Source organism: Bartonella sp. MR30HLJHH (genome assembly GCF_042194195.1).
In the GTDB taxonomy this organism is placed as follows: Bacteria; Pseudomonadota; Alphaproteobacteria; order Rhizobiales; family Rhizobiaceae; genus Bartonella; species Bartonella grahamii.
The window spans coordinates 92,242-112,244 of record NZ_JBHIMO010000006.1 but is presented as its reverse complement, the minus strand read 5'-3'; the positions used below and the strand labels follow the sequence as shown (position 1 = coordinate 112,244).

Annotated in this window: 16 protein-coding genes; 9 read left to right on the top strand and 7 right to left on the bottom strand. The window is 35.9% G+C overall.

Annotated features, from left to right (window positions below):
- The first annotated feature begins 1,675 nt into the window (after positions 1 to 1,675).
- The 6 genes from ACFIKR_RS05315 to ACFIKR_RS05290 all read left to right on the top strand — a co-directional run bounded on the left by ACFIKR_RS05315 (position 1,676) and on the right by ACFIKR_RS05290 (position 9,823).
- A complete protein-coding gene (locus ACFIKR_RS05315; RefSeq protein ID WP_375659123.1) occupies positions 1,676 to 2,032 on the top strand; it encodes a hypothetical protein in 357 nt (118 codons plus the stop codon).
- Between the two features lie 186 nt (positions 2,033 to 2,218).
- Positions 2,219 to 2,581, top strand: a complete 363-nt coding sequence (locus ACFIKR_RS05310) for a hypothetical protein (RefSeq protein ID WP_375659122.1) — start codon at positions 2,219 to 2,221, stop codon at positions 2,579 to 2,581.
- Positions 2,582 to 2,796: 215 nt separating this feature from the next.
- Complete coding sequence (locus ACFIKR_RS05305) at positions 2,797 to 3,159, top strand: hypothetical protein (protein WP_375659121.1); 363 nt, start codon at positions 2,797 to 2,799, stop codon at positions 3,157 to 3,159.
- Between the two features lie 623 nt (positions 3,160 to 3,782).
- Positions 3,783 to 5,180 carry a threonine synthase gene (thrC, locus tag ACFIKR_RS05300; protein WP_375659120.1) on the top strand — a complete coding sequence of 466 codons (1,398 nt, stop codon included), beginning with the start codon at positions 3,783 to 3,785 and terminating at the stop codon, positions 5,178 to 5,180.
- 83 nt (positions 5,181 to 5,263) lie between these two features.
- A complete protein-coding gene (locus ACFIKR_RS05295; protein WP_375659119.1) occupies positions 5,264 to 6,538 on the top strand; it encodes a M16 family metallopeptidase in 1,275 nt (424 codons plus the stop codon).
- 399 nt (positions 6,539 to 6,937) lie between these two features.
- Complete coding sequence (locus ACFIKR_RS05290) at positions 6,938 to 9,823, top strand: EAL domain-containing protein (RefSeq protein ID WP_375659118.1); 2,886 nt, start codon at positions 6,938 to 6,940, stop codon at positions 9,821 to 9,823.
- A 42-nt stretch (positions 9,824 to 9,865) separates the two neighbouring features.
- Here ACFIKR_RS05290 and ACFIKR_RS05285 read toward each other — a convergent pair whose 3' ends face one another.
- On the bottom strand, positions 9,866 to 10,450 hold the full coding sequence (locus ACFIKR_RS05285; protein ID WP_012754832.1) for a YqgE/AlgH family protein: 585 nt from the start codon (positions 10,448 to 10,450) through the stop codon (positions 9,866 to 9,868).
- A 71-nt stretch (positions 10,451 to 10,521) separates the two neighbouring features.
- On the opposite strand from ACFIKR_RS05285, the gene ACFIKR_RS05280 reads away from it, so the two are divergent.
- The gene (locus ACFIKR_RS05280) at positions 10,522 to 11,400 is read left to right on the top strand and encodes a protein-disulfide reductase DsbD domain-containing protein (RefSeq protein WP_375635764.1); all 879 of its coding nucleotides are present in this window, start codon (positions 10,522 to 10,524) and stop codon (positions 11,398 to 11,400) included.
- Between the two features lie 26 nt (positions 11,401 to 11,426).
- Here the strand turns inward: ACFIKR_RS05280 and rnhA are convergent, their stop codons facing one another.
- The 4 genes from rnhA to cyoE form a co-directional block, all read right to left on the bottom strand.
- Positions 11,427 to 11,894 carry a ribonuclease HI gene (rnhA, locus tag ACFIKR_RS05275; RefSeq protein WP_375635765.1) on the bottom strand — a complete coding sequence of 156 codons (468 nt, stop codon included), beginning with the start codon at positions 11,892 to 11,894 and terminating at the stop codon, positions 11,427 to 11,429.
- 5 nt (positions 11,895 to 11,899) lie between these two features.
- Entirely contained in the window at positions 11,900 to 12,859 is a 960-nt protein-coding gene (locus tag ACFIKR_RS05270; RefSeq protein ID WP_375635766.1) for a homoserine kinase, read from the bottom strand.
- Positions 12,859 to 13,914, bottom strand: coding sequence for a 4-hydroxy-3-methylbut-2-enyl diphosphate reductase (gene ispH / locus ACFIKR_RS05265; RefSeq protein WP_375635767.1), 1,056 nt, complete (start codon positions 13,912 to 13,914; stop codon positions 12,859 to 12,861). Before ispH ends, ACFIKR_RS05270 begins: the two co-directional genes overlap by 1 nt.
- A 182-nt stretch (positions 13,915 to 14,096) precedes the next feature.
- A complete protein-coding gene (cyoE, locus tag ACFIKR_RS05260) occupies positions 14,097 to 15,032 on the bottom strand; it encodes a heme o synthase (protein WP_375635768.1) in 936 nt (311 codons plus the stop codon).
- 311 nt (positions 15,033 to 15,343) lie between these two features.
- Between cyoE and ACFIKR_RS05255 the strand changes: the two genes are divergently transcribed.
- Both ACFIKR_RS05255 and tldD read left to right on the top strand, forming a co-directional pair.
- Positions 15,344 to 15,919 carry an invasion associated locus B family protein gene (locus ACFIKR_RS05255; protein WP_375659117.1) on the top strand — a complete coding sequence of 192 codons (576 nt, stop codon included), beginning with the start codon at positions 15,344 to 15,346 and terminating at the stop codon, positions 15,917 to 15,919.
- Positions 15,920 to 16,028: 109 nt separating this feature from the next.
- Positions 16,029 to 17,453 carry a metalloprotease TldD gene (tldD, locus tag ACFIKR_RS05250; protein WP_375659116.1) on the top strand — a complete coding sequence of 475 codons (1,425 nt, stop codon included), beginning with the start codon at positions 16,029 to 16,031 and terminating at the stop codon, positions 17,451 to 17,453.
- Between the two features lie 544 nt (positions 17,454 to 17,997).
- Here tldD and ACFIKR_RS05245 read toward each other — a convergent pair.
- Both ACFIKR_RS05245 and ACFIKR_RS05240 read right to left on the bottom strand, forming a co-directional pair.
- Complete coding sequence (locus ACFIKR_RS05245) at positions 17,998 to 19,251, bottom strand: class I SAM-dependent RNA methyltransferase (protein ID WP_375659115.1); 1,254 nt, start codon at positions 19,249 to 19,251, stop codon at positions 17,998 to 18,000.
- Positions 19,248 to 19,991, bottom strand: coding sequence for a TlyA family RNA methyltransferase (locus tag ACFIKR_RS05240; protein ID WP_012754823.1), 744 nt, complete (start codon positions 19,989 to 19,991; stop codon positions 19,248 to 19,250). The genes ACFIKR_RS05245 and ACFIKR_RS05240 overlap by 4 nt, the downstream gene beginning before the upstream one ends.
- Positions 19,992 to 20,003: the final 12 nt, after the last annotated feature.

Genomic DNA, 20,003 nt, shown 5'->3' with positions numbered 1-20,003 from the left:
TTTACTCAAATACCCTTCTCTTCTCGTTGCTTCCTTTATAATAACTTCAATAAATGCGTAATTCACGATACGAGTGAATTGCATTTCAATGTGAAGGAAAAATATAGAACCTCGTTGAGCAATCAATAAGCCAGTTAACCATTGCACGCGCTTAAAAAAAAGCAAACAACAGGGAGGAAAAATCATAAAAATCAAACCCTGCTTATCTATCTCAAATCCGATATCCCACTCCCAACCTCAGCAGCCCATCCTGATAAGTTATTATATTTTTCAAAAAAATCACACACTATGGTAAATTTTTAGAGTATGTGCGTATTGATCATGGAAAAACATATTAAAATCCCTGGAATCTATGGAATACAAGAGTTTATTGAAAACAACAAAAGCGTCCTTGTTGAGTTAGAAGGACTTATATTTACTCAATCCAAATCTCGTAAATTTATTGAAGGCTTATTTACTTTGCTGCTTAAACAGTATTTTAACAGCATCAATTGGTACAACCTCCCTAAAATTACAAGAAATAAAAAGAATAGATTCTTATGAAGATGTGCATTTTATAAAAAACATTTCACACCAAGTCATTTACGGGCAAAATATTGATTTATAATAATCAATTTATCATTATTAAACTAAACAAAAAAACGAATATTGTAAGATTCTCTTATTTCAAACCTAGATATGCTGAATTAAAGAAATAAAAATGTCTCTTAATAAATCATCTCAAGAGGTAAAGATTGTAGCAACATTAGAAGCGAGCAAAGTGTATGGCGATGCCATCTTTCTTCTTTATAAACATCAAAGATTCTGATGCCCTAAAAATTTTATATTATGGGGCTTTATCATCATATCTATAATTGCAAAATAGGCTTGAGTACCTTGAGAAGGATTTCTTAAAAAAGCACGTAAATATGAAACATAGAACAACGTAAAGAGATACCTGTAGTTGCTCAAAATTTTCTGAAAGCATTTGCATAGATTTTTTAAATAAGTAATGAAATCAGATCTTTTCAAAAGTAATCCAACTTTAGGAAAGACATCCTTTCTAAAAATAAAAGTGGCTTTTCGGTTTGAAAAGAAGAAAATGTTGAAAAATATTATCTAATGCCGATCTTTCAGCACTCATAAATGTCTCTGAATTGATATTCTTCTATACACTGCTTTACATCACATTAATATGCTGTTCACATTGGCGAGAAAAAGATAATATCATTTATCTCTATCCAATTCGAGCTCTACTTTATACTATGAGTATAACTGTATACTTTTAGTATATATAACAACTATTGTAAATAATAAAAACTTATCGCGTCCATTTGTATTTTAGTTATTAATAGTATTTTTTATAAATACATCATAATTTTCATATTTTTATTATCTATAAATGTATTTAAAAAATAATATTAATATCATTTTATAAAAATTATGCGATCACCACATGTTATTTATATATAACACATAACGAAACATTTTATAAAATTTAAAAAAATATTTTTATGATTATTACTGTTACATTTTTACAATAATGTTTATAAAAAATATATTTATATTTTTATATGTATTTTTATTATTGACTAAAAATACATATTGAAATATCAAAATTGTATATAGTGTAAGATATATAAACATTATCTATATTTTCTTACATATATAAATTAAAAATATTTGAGGTAAAGTTATGGTCAAAATATTTAAAAATTATATCTTAAGCATTTTTATAGCGAGCACTTTTTTTATTTCACAAACTGTAAATGTTAATGCAAACTATTTGAAAACCGATACTCCAAAAGAGGAACTTTCTGTTTTCCCAATGGAACAAGTAAAGTATGCGAAATCTGATGTAGTTTCTAAGACTGCTTTCTATGTTCCATCTGTAAATTATCAAACAGAAAATGGAACAACAGGTGAAGGGAAAATTGAAAAGGTCGTTGAGCCTATGACTGTAGGAGTGGGACTATTGTTTGCTGGATATGCAATGAGCTTTATAGGATCGATAATAAGTTGGATAAAGGACATAGTATTGATGTTCAAATAATTCAACCTCGTCTAGAACTCTAAAACAATAGCTTCATTATGAGGCTATTGTTTATTGTAAAGTAATTACATAATGGAGCTTCTCTTGCTGCAAAATATAAATGTTGTAGATTATATCCAAATATCCAAAGTATAAATTTACGCATATATATATATATTGAATATTATAAAATATTTGAGGTAAATTATGATTAAATTGTTTAAAAATCATATGTTAAGTATTTTCATTATGTCTGCCTTTTTTCTTTCACAGGTTGTAAATGTGCATGCAAACTATTTGCAAAATAATACTCATCGTGAAAATATTTTTTTTTCTGCAATAGAGCAGAAAAAACAGGATGCAGTCCATACCGTTTCTCTCTATAGCCCCATTCTAAGTTGTGGAGTGGATAATAAAACTACTATTGAAGGAAAATTTGAAAAGGTCGTTGAACCTCTTACACTCGGAACCTTTGGTGTTGGGATGGCAATTGGATATGCATCAAGTACGATAGGCATGTTTTTAGGATGGATAATAGGTAAAATAATATCGTATTTTAAATCTCGTTAAAATTGAAATCTTATCAGAATAAAACCTTCTCATACGAAATATAAACTATGGATATATTCTGTGTTTATCCATTGTTGATGACAAAAAACTAATGAATTATCACATTAAGAATGAAGAAGCTTTAAATGCTTCTGTTTCTCTTAATGTGCACTAATTCTGCCGATGCATCTATTCAATTCAGAGTAAAATAAAAGTAAAAGTATTGGTAATAAATTATGATTAAAGTATTGAAAACTTACGTATTAAATATTTTTATAGCGGTTTCTTTTTTGCTTTCACAAGTTATAAATGTTCATGCCAATCATTTGAAAAATGATATTCAATGGGAAACTGTCTCTCTAATAGAACAGGGAAAGAAAGAAGCTATCAATATAGCTTCTCTTTATGTACCAAGTTTCACTCATGGAGCAAAAAGTGAAACTGCCATTGAAGGAAAATTTGAGAAAGTGTTTGAACCAATTACGCTAGGAGTTTTTTCTACAGCAGGAGCTTTGGGGTTTGGATTCTTGACTGGATTTGTTATGTCCATATTTAGCGGGATAATCGGATGGGCAATAGGAAAACTTAAAGGCAAATAATTCAAAGATACACAGTTATTTTTCTATTTAAAAGAAGAATATTTTACAGCCTGCTTCACATCATTGGGCAGGCTGTCGTGTGTTTTCTATGGATAAACTTTAAGTTACCATACTGTATAGAACAAATATAATATCTATTCGTATACAAAATAATAAATTAGGCTAAAAAAATTATTCAAAGTATAGATTTGTGCACGAAATGCCATAAATTTACCTTATAATTATTATAAATTTTCTATTGTTAGTTGTATCATTTCAACATTCATTTTAGAAGATTTAATTGTTACAAAGTATAAGAGCATAAAATAACTATGAATGATTGAGTTTTACAAAAAAAATCTTCAATAAATACCATTCTATCTATTTTATTTTATTATTTAAGAAAGTGCACAAGTGAAGATACGTTGTAAAATTTAAGTGTATGAATAATAGAGGGAAAATTTTCGACTTTAATAAATTTTCTGTGAATATTTGACGTTTATATCTCAAAAATAAAAATGCTTAAGCCTATTTCCTTTTATTATTGAGTTAAAAACTCTATCCATTTAATAATTTAAATATTATGAAAAACGTGAAATAAATAACTTCACCAATTTTCCAGAAATAAAAAAAGGGTAAGACTTATGGAATATATCAGCACGAGAGGTGAAGCTCCTGCTTTAAGCTTTACGGAAACCATCATGACAGGGTTGGCAAGTGATGGGGGACTTTATCTGCCAGATAAATTTCCTCAGCTATCATTTGATGCGTTACGAGCACTTCGTGGTCAGTCCTATACAACAATTGCTAAAACTATTCTGTGGCCCTTTGTGAATAACGAAATCGAATATACAGCTTTTGAAAATATGATCGCTGAATCTTATGCAACCTTTCACCATCCAGCAATCTGTCCGTTACGACAAACTGGAGCAGATGAATTTATCCTTGAACTCTTTCATGGTCCTACTTTAGCTTTTAAAGATGTCGCAATGCAGTTTCTTTCTCGACTGATGAATTATGTTTTGACTGAAAAAAATAGATGTGCAACGATTATTGCTGCAACATCAGGTGATACAGGAGGGGCTGCAATACAAGCTTTTGCTGGAAAAGAACACTCAGATATTTTTATTTTATTTCCTAAAGGACGTGTATCACCTGTTCAACAACGGCAAATGACAACCAATCAATGTTCAAATGTTCATGCCATTGCCATTGAAGGAAATTTTGATGATTGCCAAGCTCTTGTCAAAGCAATGTTTAATGACCACAATTTTCGTAAAAAAAGGGCGCTTTCAGGTGTTAATTCTATAAACTGGGCGCGTATCATGGCGCAAATTGTTTACTATTTTTCATCTGCACTTTCCTTAGGAGCTCCTGATAGAGCTGTTTCATTTACTGTTCCTACTGGAAATTTTGGTGATATTTTTGCAGGTTATGTCGCAGCCCGTATGGGATTACCCGTTGCTCAACTGGTCATTGCAACGAATGATAACGACATTCTTGCACGTACATTGACCAGTGGTACTTACGAAACACAACCAATAGTCCATACAACATCACCTTCTATGGATATTCAGGTCTCTTCTAATTTTGAACGTTTGCTCTTTGAAAGTGGCAATCGTGATCCAATATGGATTCGCAATGCAATGGAAAACTTGAAACAATCAGGACGTTTTACTCTTGATGAAAAGCAACTCAAAAATATTCGTTCCCTATTTTCCGCTGGGAAAAGCAACATGGCTGCAACAGCTCAAACAATTGATAGTGTCTATAAGGAAAGTGGCTATCTTGTTGATCCACATACAGCCGTCGCTCTTCAAGTAGCGCGTGAAAACAAAAAACCGCATATTCCAATGATCGTCCTTGCTACGGCTCATCCAGCTAAATTTCCTGATACTATTAAAAGTGCTTGTGGCCTTCATGCCCCATGGCCATCTCATCTCAATGATGTAATGAAACGCGAAGAACACTTTATAAGTCTTGCTAATGATGAAAAAATAGTAAAAGATTATATCTCTTTAAAATCGCGTGCATCTTATTAAAGTTAGCTGCATTAATTTAAATCAAGAATATTCTAATACCCTTATAATGAGGTATTTAGCTTATTTAATGGAGTTGTAAATACATGGATGTAGATATATGTCGCCTTAGTAATGGCTTGACTATCGCCACACATACAATGCAACAAATTGATAGTGTTGCCCTCGGAATATGGGTTAAAGTGGGCTCACGCAATGAAACCTCCACACAGCATGGTATTGCTCATCTTCTTGAGCATATGGCTTTTAAAGGAACCGAAAACCGCACTGCTTTTCAAATTGCAACCGATATTGAAGATGTTGGCGGTGAAATCAATGCCACCACCAGTATTGAAACAACAGCTTACTTTGCACGTGTACTTAAAAGCGATATCCCACTTGCTATAGACATTTTAGCCGATATTTTAATGCATTCAAAATTTGACGACGATGAACTAGAACGAGAAAAACAAGTAATCTTTCAGGAAATTGGTGCAGCCCATGACACTCCTGATGATATTGTTTTTGATCACTTTACAGAAACAGCCTTTCGTCATCAATCCCTTGGACGCTCTATTTTAGGAACAGCTAAAACTATTCAATCATTTACATCTACTGATCTCCATGATTTCATCAATAAACAATATAGTGCAGATCGTATGATTGTCGTTGCTGCAGGAGCAGTAAAACACGAAAATTTCTTGCGAGAAGTTGAAAGTCGTCTTGGTACTTTTCGCTCCCATTCAACCGCACCTCTTACTAATCTTGCAAATTATGTCGGTGGCGACTTTCGTGAATATCGCGATTTAATGGATACACAAGTTGTTTTAGGGTTTGAAGGGCGTGCTTATCACGCGCGTGATTTTTATGCGGCCCAAATTCTTTCAATCATTCTTGGTGGTGGTATGTCTTCGCGTCTTTTTCAAGAGGTAAGAGAGAAACGTGGATTATGCTATTCTATTTATGCTTTTCATTGGGGATTTTCAGATACTGGGCTTTTTGGTGTTCACGCAGCTACCGGACAAGAAGGGCTCAAAGAACTTATTCCTGTGATTCTTGATGAACTTTCTAAGGTCAGCAAAAATATTCACGCCAATGAACTGCAACGAGCACAAACGCAATATCGTGCGAATCTGACAATGTCACAGGAAAATCCCTCTAGTCAAGCACATCTCATTGCTCGCCAAATACTCCTTTATGGTCGACCAATTCCAATATCGGAAACAATTGAACGCCTCAATCTCATCACTCCTAAAAGATTAACTGATTTAGCACATCGTCTTTTTACAAATTCCACTCCAACATTAACTGCTGTCGGACCTGTAGGACCCCTCATGAATTTTGATGATTTAACGTCAACTCTTTCATACAAGCTAAAGTAAAAAACTTCTTTTCAAAGCAGCATCACATAACATACACATATTTTATCATAAAATTTACCACAAAAGTCCTTCTCATTAAATAAGTTTTGGAAATATTGGGCAGAGAAGCGTACAAAACTACCCAATTCATACTTCATGTGATAAAGATTCTAATGAGTGAAGGTATATTCGTGAAATCTGGAGTTTCATGGTTTAACTTTGCCCTTTTAAAATATAAAACTTCATTCGCTTCAAGTTCCATTGAAGCAAATGGATATGTGGTCTATTTGTATAGAAAACCACATAACTTAAGAAAAAGTGATAATAATTTATTATGTAAATAAATTATAAAAGGTGGACGTTTTTTCTCAAAAATCGAAATGAAAATTAAACATCCTAAAATATTGAGAGTGGGACATTGTGAAGAGTTTGCGTAAAATAATTGATATCATTTTCATTGTAGTCGTTAGTTTTCTTGTCCATCTTACATCAGCACAAGCAATTGAGCCAGTTAAAATTTCTTCTCAGGATGCTGCTCTTGATCTCTCAAAAGCAATTGAAATTCACCATACAAACAACTCTATTTTTCAAACAAGTACAGCGCCAGGACCAGATGGTATTGTATGGCGTATTGAAGTGCAGGCAAAAAATGAAAAATTTTCCGGAAATTGGGCAGTTTTTTCTCTTGCAAATCCAACAGATGAACAAGTCGATCGTCTCATCGTTGCCCCCCATTACCGCATGGCGCGTTCTGGGTTTTTTTGGCCAGATCTCGGATCAGCAAGGATTCAATCCATAACGCCAAGCGAAGGTTTTTCCCTCGATCGTCAACTTAGTGCAAACTCTGACATCTTTCGTATTACCCTTAACCCTGGTGCTGTTGTTACATTTGTGGCCGAACTTAACTCTGCAAATCTACCGCAAATCTATTTATGGCAACCTGAAGCTTATAAAGATGCAATTAATTCTTATACGCTTTATCATGGTATTCTTCTTGGTATATCTGGTCTCTTAGCGCTTTTGTTAACTGTTCTCTTCGTCGTCCGTGGAACAGGGCTGTTTCCTGCAACAGCAGCTGTTGCTTGGGCTGTGCTTTTTTATATTGGTATTGACTTCAACTTTTTAAATAAATTCTTTGCAGTTACACTCACAACACAACCAATCTGGCGTGCTGGTACAGAAGTAGCACTTACTGCTACACTCTTCATTTTTCTTTTTACCTATCTCAGCCTTAACCGCTGGCATTATCATTTTAGTTACGGTGCTATCGCTTGGACCATTGCCTTTTGCAGTCTAGGAGCCTTTGCTATTTATGATCCAATCAGAGCAGCTGGAATTGCGCGTTTGTCTTTTGGTCTTACCGCTGTGCTTGGTATAATATTAATTATCTATTTCTCAATCAGAAGCTATGACCGCGCCATTATGCTTATCCCAACATGGTTGCTCATTAGCTTTTGGTGTGTTGGAGCCTATGCCTGCATAGCTGGATATTTAAACAATGATATTATCCAGCCAGCATTAGCGGGGGGACTAGTGCTCATTGTTCTTCTCATCAGCTTTACTGTCCTGCAACAAACTTTTTCTAATGACGCTTTCCATGAAGGAATATTTTCCGATCTTGAACAACAAGTACTCGCAGCAAAAGGAGCTGGAAATATTATTTGGGATTGGAATATTGAGCGTGACCGTATTGTTGTACATCCAAACATGGCAACCCTTTTTGGTACTGAAATTCATAACCTCAATGGACCTATGCGCAACTGGATTTCAGCCTTGCACCATGATGATCGTGAACGCTTTCAAGCCGTATTAGATATCATTCTTAAAAATAAAAAAGGGCGCATTGATCAAATTTTTCGGCTTTCTTCCGGTGGTGGTTATTATCATTGGTTTTCTCTTCGTGCACGTCCGGCTATGCAAAAAGATGGGAAAATCACACGTGTCATTGGAACCATTGTCAATATTACTAACCACAAAAAATCCGAAGAACGCTTATTGCATGATGCAATCCACGACAGCTTAACCGGCCTTCCTAACCAACAAATTTTCTTCGATAGACTACAAAATTATACCTCTTTGGCGAAAGCAAATATCAAAATTAGACCGACTGTCTTTATGATTGATTTTGACAATTTTCGCCAAATTAATCGCAAATTAGGCATAGCAGTTGGGGATACTGTACTGCTTATAATCGCACGTCGTTTAAACCGTCTCATTAATTTTCAAGACACCTTATCGCGCCTTTCAGCAGACCGCTTTGCAATTATTTTACTCAGTGAAACTGAACCACAAAAAATTGCAGCATTTGCAGATCATTTGCACAAAACAATTTCAGCACCTATTTCACTTTCAGAAAACAAAATAATCCTTTCAACTTCTATCGGATTGGTTACATGGAGTGAAAGTCGATCGACGGCTAAAGATATTTTTAATGATAGTGAATTAGCGATGATTCGCGCAAAACAAATGGGTGGAAACCATATTGAACCTTTTCGTCCTAATTTTCGCACTTTGGGTCTCGAACATAATACTCTGGAGAAAGATGTTCATTATGCCATAAAACGTAATGAGATAAAAATCCTCTACCATCCTATTCTTAATTTATCAGATGGACATATCATTGGTTTTGAAACAATTGTAGAATGGCATCACCCTACTTATGGAAATTTAAATGTCTCTGATTTCATAAAAATCGTAGAAAACGAACAAATTGTTATGAATTTGTCACAATTTATCATCGATAATGCCATTATCGATCTTATAAATGTACAAGAAAAGTTTTCCCAACAATCTTTCTTTATTTCAATTAATTTACCAAGCGCAGAAATGATTCATCCTCGTTTTATCAGTCAATTGCGCGCCGCTTTGCTTCGTCATCCGCTCCACAAAGGACGTTTGATGATTGAAATATCTGAATTTGTCTTAAGAAATAATCCTGAACAATCAGCGCACTTTCTCGAACAAATTAAAACACTTGGAATGAATCTCGCACTCGATAATTTTGGAACAGGTTATTCGTCTCTGACCTATCTCGTACGTTATCCATTTGATATGGTTAAACTTGATCGTTCACTTATTTCAATCGACTCCCTTAAGAAGAAAATTGTTCTCAAGTCTATCATTAATATGGCAACAGATCTTAATTTGCAAATTATCGCAGAAGGTGTTGAAAATGAAAAAGAAGCGATCTTCCTCCGTCAAGAAGGCTGTAAATATGTTCAAAGCACACTTGTAACGAAACCGATTGCCATAGAAGAATTAATTACGCTCGTTCAGAGCCATTTCCCTTATAAAGTAAAAACATAAGGGATAAAATAACGTGTAAAGTTAAAAAGCTTAGAAAAAACTCTATGCATGTCCCATTTCAGAAGCAAGATAAGTTGGATCGATACCCATGCGTGTTAAACTTTTATCATACTTGCAGCTTAAATCGCTTTCAAAAAGAAAACTAGGTGATGTAGAACTGATTAGCCAACCATTTGTAGAAATTTCTGCCTCAAGTTGCCCCGCTTTCCATCCAGCATAACCTAATGCTACCAGTGCATGTTGCGGACCTTGTTCGCAACTGATCGCTTTTAATATATCAATTGTCGCAGTAAAACAGACCTTATCTGCAATAAAAACAGTTTCTTCACAAGCATAATCATCTGAATGAAGGACAAAACCACGCGAAGGATCAACAGGACCACCATAGCGAACTGGAAACTGTTTTATTGGTTCAGAAAGACTTTTTTTTTGGCCACTGTCTATGACTCCCAAGTGAAGCAAAAGCTCTGGAAAATCAATATGATGCAATTGATTGAGAATAATGCCCATCGCACCGGCATCAGAATGCGCGCAAATGTAAATAACAGAACGAATAAAGCGTTTGTCATTCATCCCAGGCATTGCTATGAGTAATTGTCCACCTAAAAAGCCATTACACCGCTTCATTAATTTGTTATTCTCCATAATTTACATGATAAAAGTTTGTTCATTTAGTACACTAGGAAAATAAAACTCCAATGAAAAAAAGTCATATATTTACAAATTTACAAAATATCGCAACTTTCTTTTATAAAAATCTTTTAGTTACTTTAAGCTTAACATTCATAGTTTTAGAATTACTTAACATTCCTGTAAATGCTCAAAAAGGACAAAAACTCCAGCTTTTCGCAACATCTTGGTATGAATCAGATGGTGGTCGTATCCGATTAGCGATCACCGAACCTTCTCTTTCTGGAATAAGAGAAGGCATTATTGAGATTGTGCTTAAACCAGGATGGAAAACTTACTGGCGTAATCCAGGTAATTCTGGCATGGCACCGTTTTTTAATTTCAACCAACAGGTTTCTTATGAAATCTTTTATCCTACCCCACAGCTTTTTGAAACAGAAAATGATTGGTCATTAGGCTATAAAGATAAAGTAATATTGCCCTTCAATCTTTCTGGTTCAAGCAAAAATTTAAGTGGTGCTTTCACTCTTGGATTATGTAATAAAATCTGTCTTCCATTTACTGTTAACTTTGATTTTTCGCCATCTGCTCTTAAAAATAAACATCTTCCTGCTTCCTTCTTAAAAAATGCCCAAGATTCTTTGCCCCGCATGATGCAGAATGCACTAAAAATAAGTGCCGAAAAAAATAACAGTACCCTTCTTATAAAAATACAAAATAACAACAAAACCACTCCTTCCTCTCTCTTTTTAGATGGAGGAGAAATGCAAATTGGAGCAGCAAAAAAAGTCAGTGATAACGCAGAATATACACTCTTCAGTGCTCCACTCTATTTCGCTCCAGAAGAAATAAACCAAAAAATTTTTTATACAGTTTCTTTTAAAGATTACGCCTTAAGTGGAACATTCATATTCCATACGCAGCCAACCCCTCTTGTGACTCCGTAATAAAAGAAAAAGCTCTCAAACAGCAATTATGCTGTAAAATGTCCATTTTCGCGATATTGAGTAATTGCTTTGCGAGCAAGGGCATCTGCGCGTTCATTTTCTGGATGTCCCGCATGCCCTTTTACCCAGTGCCATCTGACTGTATGACAAGAACAAGCATCCTCAAGAGCTTGCCATAGCTCCATATTTTTAACAGGCTTTTTTGATGCGGTGCGCCAATTATTCTTTTTCCAATCTTCAATCCACTTAGATATACCGTTACGCACATAAACTGAGTCTGTATAAAGGTCGACCAAACAGGGCTCTTTAAGCGCCTTTAATGCACAAATTGCCGCCATGATTTCCATTTGATTGTTTGTCGTATGGACCTTACCGCCATAAAGCTCACGTTCATGACCATTCCAGCGTAAAATTGCTCCCCATCCTCCAATTCCAGGGTTCCCTGAGCAAGCACCATCTGTATAAATTTCAACGACTTTTTGTTGAGTTGCCATAAAATTTAAAAACCTAATTCACTTAGCGAATTTACATTACTGAAAAAACAAAGCTTGTGCCAATACTCCCATGGATCTTTCTTAATAACAAAGCTATTAGGCGGTGTATTAAACCAATCATAAAGACGTGTGAGTAAGAAACGTAAAGACGCACCACGAGCTAACAAAACAATCTTGTCCAATTCTAAAGGGATCAATGGTCTTATTTTTTGATAATTTTCCAATAACTTACGTGCTTTGGCCAGATTATAGGAATGATCAGGCTCAAAGCACCAAGCATTTAAACAGATCGCTAAATCATAAGCAAAAAAGTCATTACAAGCAAAATAGAAATCTATCATCCCAGAAAGACGATGATTCACAAAAAAGACGTTATCATTAAATAAATCTGCATGGATAATGCCTATTGGTAAATTGAGCGGCCAATTTTCCTGTAAAAAAGCCAATTCAAACTCAATTTTTTGTCCAAATTCTTTTAATAATGCATCTTCTTTTGTTTGACAACGTTGCCACAATACCTGCCAATCCATAACAGAAAGAGTATTTTTACGACTGAGTGTAAAATCCTGTCCTGCTAAATGTAATTGTGCGAGCCCCGTCCCCACTTCACCACAATGATCTATAGTGGGCTGGCGGACCCACTCTCCTTCCAGAAAAGTAATAATAGCAGCAGGGCGTCCTGCTAATTCACAGATCATCATTCCATCATTTTGAATAACAGGTTGAGGACAAGGAATTCCACGCTGTCCTAAATGCTGCATCAAGCGACAAAAAAAAGGTAAATCATCTTTTGAAATACGTTTTTCATAAAGTGTTAAAATAAATCGCCCTTGTGTTGTCTCTAACATAAAATTAGAATTTTCAATCCCCTCCTCTATACCTTGATAAGACAAAAGTGACCCTATTGCATAACGTGTTAAAAACACTTTTAAATCATTTGAATGAATATCTGTATAAACGGCCATTATTCTGCTTTCGTTGTAGACATGTCTGTATTCTGATTTTCATTTTTTGCATTATTTGCTTGACCATTGACGAAAGCCATATCTTGAGACGTTAAAATGACGTCACGTAATTCGCGACTCACTAAAAATTTTTCCGTTTCTACCGCTGTTTCAGCTAATTCTATTGTGACATCATAACGCTCACGAAACGCTGAAATAATTTCATCAATAATAATTTCAGGAGCCGAAGCCCCTGCTGAAAGACTGACAATAGAAAGAGCTTTTAGGTTTTCAAAATTAATTTCATCAGCGCGCTGAACTAAAATAGCTTGCCGCGCACCAGACTTTTCAGCAACCTCTACTAAACGTCGTGAATTAGAAGAATTTGGCGCTCCAACAATCAAAAACAAATCACTCCCCTTTGCTGCTGCCTTAACCGCATCTTGTCGATTCGTTGTAGCATAGCAAATTGACTCAGCCGCTGGGGCCGCTAATGTAGGGAAACGTTGTTGTAATATATCGAGAATTCCTGCAGTATCTTCAACAGAAAGCGTTGTTTGTGTAACAAATCCTAATTTATCTGGATCATTGGGTTGGTAATGCAAAGCATCTTCTATCGTTTCAATAAGCGTCACAGCCCCTTCTTCAAGCTGTCCCATTGTCCCTATCACCTCAGGATGACCAGCATGACCAATCAATATAACATGACGACCATGACGTTGATGTCGTATCGCTTGTTTATGAACTTTCGAGACCAACGGACATGTTGCATCGAGATAAAACAAATTATAGCATCGTGCTTCTTCTGAAACAGATTTTGGTACACCATGAGCAGAAAAAACAACCGGTTGATTGCGATGTTCTTCTGGAATCTCATCAAGTTCTTCAACAAAAACGGCTCCCCGTTGTTGTAATCCCTCAACCACGTAGCGGTTGTGTACAATTTCATGACGAACATATACTGGAACACCATATTTTTTTAATGCAAGGAGAACAATCTGGATAGCACGATCAACCCCTGCACAAAATCCACGTGGACCACAAAGACGTATCGTTAAAGGGGGAAGTCCAGACATAAATCATCCTTAATCTCTACAGTTTTAGCTATATATTCAAACAACCTATCATTATACACGAATAAGCAATGTAAAAAAACTGGCAATACCATCTTTTGCATAAGAACACACTCTATCGTGTTTTCTTACAATATGTTCTTGCAACAAAGCTCTTTTAAAATTTGTTCTTTCATTTTACGCGACTAAAGAGCGATAAAATACCAAACAAGAGATTCAATCAAAAGAACTCCAAAGATAGCTGCCAAATAAAGTAATGAAAAGAAAAACAGTTTTTTTGCCATCAAAATAGTTTCATTATGTGTATCAGCTTTCCACAAACGATAGGCAAAATAAACAAAGATAATGCTTAAAATTGTTGAAAAAATACCATAAAAAATTCCACCAAGACCAGTAAAGCAAGGAGCAGCTGCGCATAATGCCATCAAAATAGTATAAAATAAAATCTGTTTTTTTGTTGAATGTTCACCTCGTACATTAGGCATCATAGGGATACCTGCTGCCTCATAATCAAGAGATGAAAATAAAGAAAGAGACCAAAAATGAGGGGGGGTCCACATAAAAATGATTAAAAATAATAAAAAGCTATCAATACTCACTGTCCCTGTTGTCACGGCCCATCCAATCATTGGTGGAAAAGCCCCAGAAGCACCACCAATAACAATATTTTGTGGTGTGATACGCTTTAACCAAATTGTATAGATAACAACATAAAAGAAAATCGTAAACGCAAGAAAAAATGCCGCAAACCAATTAATGAAGCTCCCCATAACCAATACCGAAAGCATAGAAAGAACCATGCCAAAAATAAATGCTTTTCGGGAACTGATTTTACCCATAGGAATAGGACGCTTTTTGGTCCGTTCCATCACGGCATCAATGTCAGCATCATACCACATATTCAGTGCTCCCGCACCGCCACCACCGATAGCAATACATAAAATCGCTAAAAAACCATACAACGGATTGATAGGAACAGGCGATACAAGCAAACCAACCAGAGCCGTAAAGACCACAAGAGACATAACACGTGGCTTTAATAACGTGATATAATCACCAATACCGGATTTTGGTGGCGTTGATTTACCATTCACAACCGATAACTCTCCTGAAACTGACATTCCGCTCAAAGCCCTTTTCCATTTCTGTCATTCACAAACCAATATTATCTGACAAATATTATCTAGCGTATGGAAATGATCAATTAAGACCAATCGTATTTTTGAGAAAATATGAAATACCTCGTTCGCACGTATCCCCTAAAAATAGATGGAAATATTGGCAACAAAAATACATTTTTTCAATCAACATTCTCTCCTACATTACAAATGTATCATAAAAATATATCCTATGGATTAATATATTTGGGTAAATACTGATTTTGTGTTATAGTTTTTATGTGGGGAATTCATTTTTTTATGTAAATCTATGCATGGTTGTGTGTGTGTTGAGTCGGATAGGATTTTCTGTGATACTTCATAAATTACTCAAAAAAAGTTTTTTTATTGGTGCTGTTCTTTACACACTTTATAGTAGTTTTATCAATCATGCATTTGCACAAACACCCTATGCGCAAAATGTCCCTGCTCCACAAACCTATGGTGCATGGACAAAAGTTTGTACTCTACCGCCAGGTACACCTAACATGCAGTGTGAAGTTGTACAAAACGTTCATACACAAGGTCGTCATGATATTACCTTGCGCGTTACATTTTATAAACTTCCTCAAAAGCAAGGTGCTTTGATGCGTGTTTTTGTTCCGATTCGCGTTGAATTACGTCCTGGTGTTGGAATTAAAATTGACGATAAAAATATGGGCAGAATGGAATATCGTCGTTGTCTTGGTGATAATTGTGTTGCTGAAGCCTTTCTTAAAGAAGACATATTGCAGCTCTTTTTAAAAGGAAAAATGGCAACTTATTTTATTTTTACAACTCCTGAACAAGGGATTGGAGGTTTCGTTGACCTTCATGGTCTTGGCGACGCCTATACAACCTTACCTACATGAATGAAATCGATACACTTTAGACGATTAAAATCTCATTGTATATTTTGAAAGCTTCTTAAATTAGATTAATAAAAATCTTCTAAGTCCCCATAAAAATAGGATAATTCTTATGAAATCGCTGATTGATCATTTTGATATTGCTTCCTCTAAAGTGCAATCACTTGTACAGGAAACGCTTCATCATGCTGATGACGGTGAGCTTTACCTTGAGTATACAGAAAGCGAAGCTCTTTTATTTGATAATGGACAGCTTAAAAACGGCTCTTTCCATCAAGATATGGGATTTGGTCTGCGTGTCGTTGCTGGAGAAGCTACCGGATATGCATATTCTAGTGAATTATCAGCTGCTGCACTCAAACGTGCCAGTGAAGCAGCTAAAGCTATTACCTATAATAATCATGCAGGGACTTATAGCATAGCACCTCAACAAACAAACAAGAGACTTTATCAACCGCATAATCCCCTTGATGCTCCATCATTTGAAGAAAAAAGTGCTCTTTTGCAAAAAATTGATGCCTATTTACGTGCTAAAAATGATAAATTGCATCAAGTGACTGCTTCTCTTTCCGGCTCGCTACAACATGTTGAAATTTTACGTGCAGATGGTTATTTGGTTCGTGATATTCGTCCCCTTGTGCGGCTTTCTATATCTGTAGTCGCAGCTGAAGGCAATCGACGTGAAAATGGTTTTTATGGATGTGGAGGGCGACAAGCATTTGACCAATTTATTCATGAAGACAATTGGAAAAAAGCTGCGGATGAAGCCTTACGTATGGCTTTAACAAATTTAGAAGCAGAAGCAGCACCTGCAGGATCTTTTGATGTTGTCTTAGCCAATGGATGGCCTGGCGTTATGCTCCATGAAGCCGTAGGTCATGGTTTAGAAGGTGACTTTAACCGTAAAAAAACATCCGCTTTTGCTGGACTTTTAGGACAACAAGTTGCGGCAAAAGGTGTTACAGTTGTTGATGATGGAACAATTCCACAATGCCGTGGTTCTCTCACTGTCGACGATGAGGGGACCCCTTCAGGATATAACGTTCTCATTGAAAATGGAAAGCTCGTTGGTTTTATGCAAGACAGGCTTAATGCACGGCTTATGGGAAGTAAATCAACTGGGAATGGACGGCGTGAATCTTATGCTCATGCACCAATGCCACGAATGACCAATACAATCATGCTAGGAGGAGATAAAACACCTGAAGAAATCCTTTCTTCACTCAAACATGGTATCTATGCTGTTTCATTTGGTGGAGGACAAGTTGATATTACTTCTGGAAAATTCGTCTTTGAATGTACTGAAGCATACCGAGTAGAAAATGGTAAAATTGTAGCACCAATCAAAGGCGCAACTCTTATTGGAAATGGACCGGATGCTATGAAACGTATTACAATGATTGGTAATGATAGTAAACTTGATAATGGTATCGGTCTCTGTGGAAAAGCTGGCCAAAATGTCCCTGTTGGTGTTGGTCAACCTCATCTTCGAATCAATAATATGACAATCGGTGGAACTGCGCTTATAAAGGAATAAGCGTTCTCATTCCTTCCCAATATTGCCTCCTTCTCGTCTATCACGACCACTTTGTGAGGGGGGGGTACAATGCGTTGATTTATAAAGATAATCTATCGTTTTTCATATTGAATTAGAACCTTGAATTCCATAAGATTCTCTCATTTCAAATCTGTTCCATGTTGAATCAATCAAAATCTTTCGTTTGTACGTTACAGGTGGGGGGAGTTATATGAATAAAAACTGTAAAAGACAGGACCAAAGATTCCTCTTATGTCCCCTCTCAAGTACCAAGAGTTGTAGAAACATTGAGAGATGGCAAATATAACACTGGCACCGGCTTGTTCAGATACATCTTCTTCGTAATACATTAGTCTTTTGTGTGGGGTAATTTACCTTTTATATTTCATAATAAAAAAGTTTAAAATAAAAAACACTTTCTACATTCAGTGCTCTTAATTCAACGAGCAAAAGGTTATTATTATAGAGAAATTTTGGAGAGATTTTTATAATAATACTCAAGTAAACTTTTAAAAAAGTCTTCATGGCATTAAAAAATTTTAGGCTAAAGCTTCCAAGCTTTCTTTTTTTTCTTTTTGCTCAAAACAGCAACAATTTCGACATGTGGTGACCATAAAAATTGATCAATCGGTATGATTTTTTCTACTGTATACCCCCCTGCAACAAGAAGAGATAAATCACGAGCAAATGTAGTAGGATTACAGGAAATTGCCACAACACGTGATACTGTTGTCTTCGCTAATTCACGTACTTGTTGCTCTGCACCAGCACGGGGAGGATCAAAAACAACACTCTCAAAACACTCAAGTTCCTTTACAGAAAGGGGATGTCGGAAAAGATCACGTTTTTCACAAGTGACCGTTTTTAAACCAGTTGCAAAACGTGCTGCTGTATTTAGATTTCTTAATGCATCTTCATTATCTTCTACTGCATGAACATTCATCTTTTTTGCCATACGCAAGGTAAATGTTCCTATCCCTGAAAACAAATCAACAGCATTCTTTGCTTTTTTTAAATGAGTCAAAATAATATTGCCCATTATATTTTCAGCTTCGCAGGTTGCTTGAAGAAAACCACCAGAAGGAAATTCAACAAGGACATCTCCAAAGTAAATTTCTGGTTTTTCTCGTTCAACCAAAACTTCACCGTCAACAGATAAACGTATAATCCCATATGAAAGAGCAGCACTGATCATTTTCTGACGAAGTGATTCATGGTGTACAATGCAACCGCTTAAAGCAACATCTAAACCATTTTCAACACGTGTTATTGTAACATGAAACCGTTTGGCAGAGCTGCTTAGAAAAGCACAGAGCTCTCTAATATTATGCAACTGAGAAATAAGCTCTGGACGGCTTACTGGACATTCCTCAAGAGCTACAATCTCATGAGAGAGATAACGGTTAAAACCAACTTTTTGCCCCTGTGGGGTCATAGATGCTGTTAGAGTAATCCGCCGTCGGCTATAAGGTTTACATTCTATTAAAGGCGCAACAACATTATTAAGTCCATACTTTTTAAGCGCATCAACAACCAATTGTTGTTTCCATACGCGATAAGCATCCATATGCCAATGCTGAAGAGTACACCCTCCACATTCTCCAAAATGCTGACAAAGAGTATCAATGCGTTCTAATGATTTTTCTTTTAATGCTATACATGTTGCATATTTTCCATGAACAGTGATTTCAGCACACTCTCCTGGTAAAGTAAAAGGAACATAAACGAAGCCGTGAGACGTCCTAGAAGTACCATACCCATTTGCTCCGATATGGTCGATTATGACATTGTCACTCACTCTTGTTTTTCTCCGAATAGTAAATATTCCACGTTGCCATCACCACCTGTAATAGGGGAAGGAATTAAACCTCTTGCGCTCCACCCTGTTTGTGTATTTAACCAAACAAAAAGCGCCTCAGCAATTTCTTTAGCTATTGATGGATTTAATATTCCTCCCTTACTAAAGTGTTTACGACCAACCTCAAACTGAGGCTTTACCAGTAAAACAGCTTGGGCGCCCTTCTTGGCTAAAGACAAAACGGGAGGCAATGCAAGTTTGAGAGAAATAAAGCTAACATCTGAAACGATAAGATCAATTTCTCGCCCACCTAAATGTTTATGTTGAAAATCTCTAACATTCAAGCCTTCTAATAACGTTATAGCACTGTTGCCCAATAAACGTTTATCAAATTGATGATGCCCAACATCAACGGCAATTACATGAGCCGATCCACGCTCTAAGAGAACTTGTGTAAAACCACCTGTTGATGCACCAACATCAATGGCCGTCACTTTATCTGTTATAATCGGAAATGCATCAAGTGCAGCAATCAATTTTAATGCTGCCCGAGAAACATAATTCTGCGCTGGATCACAAACAGCAATCTCTGCATCATCAAAAACGATTTGCCCAGCTTTAAAAACGATTTCGCCGTTAACTTTAACAGTTTGACGCATAACAGCATCACGTGCGCGTGAACGTGTCGTAAAAAAGTTTTTTTCAACTAAGAGAATATCGAGCCTTTTTCTGGCAGCCATATCACACTCAAA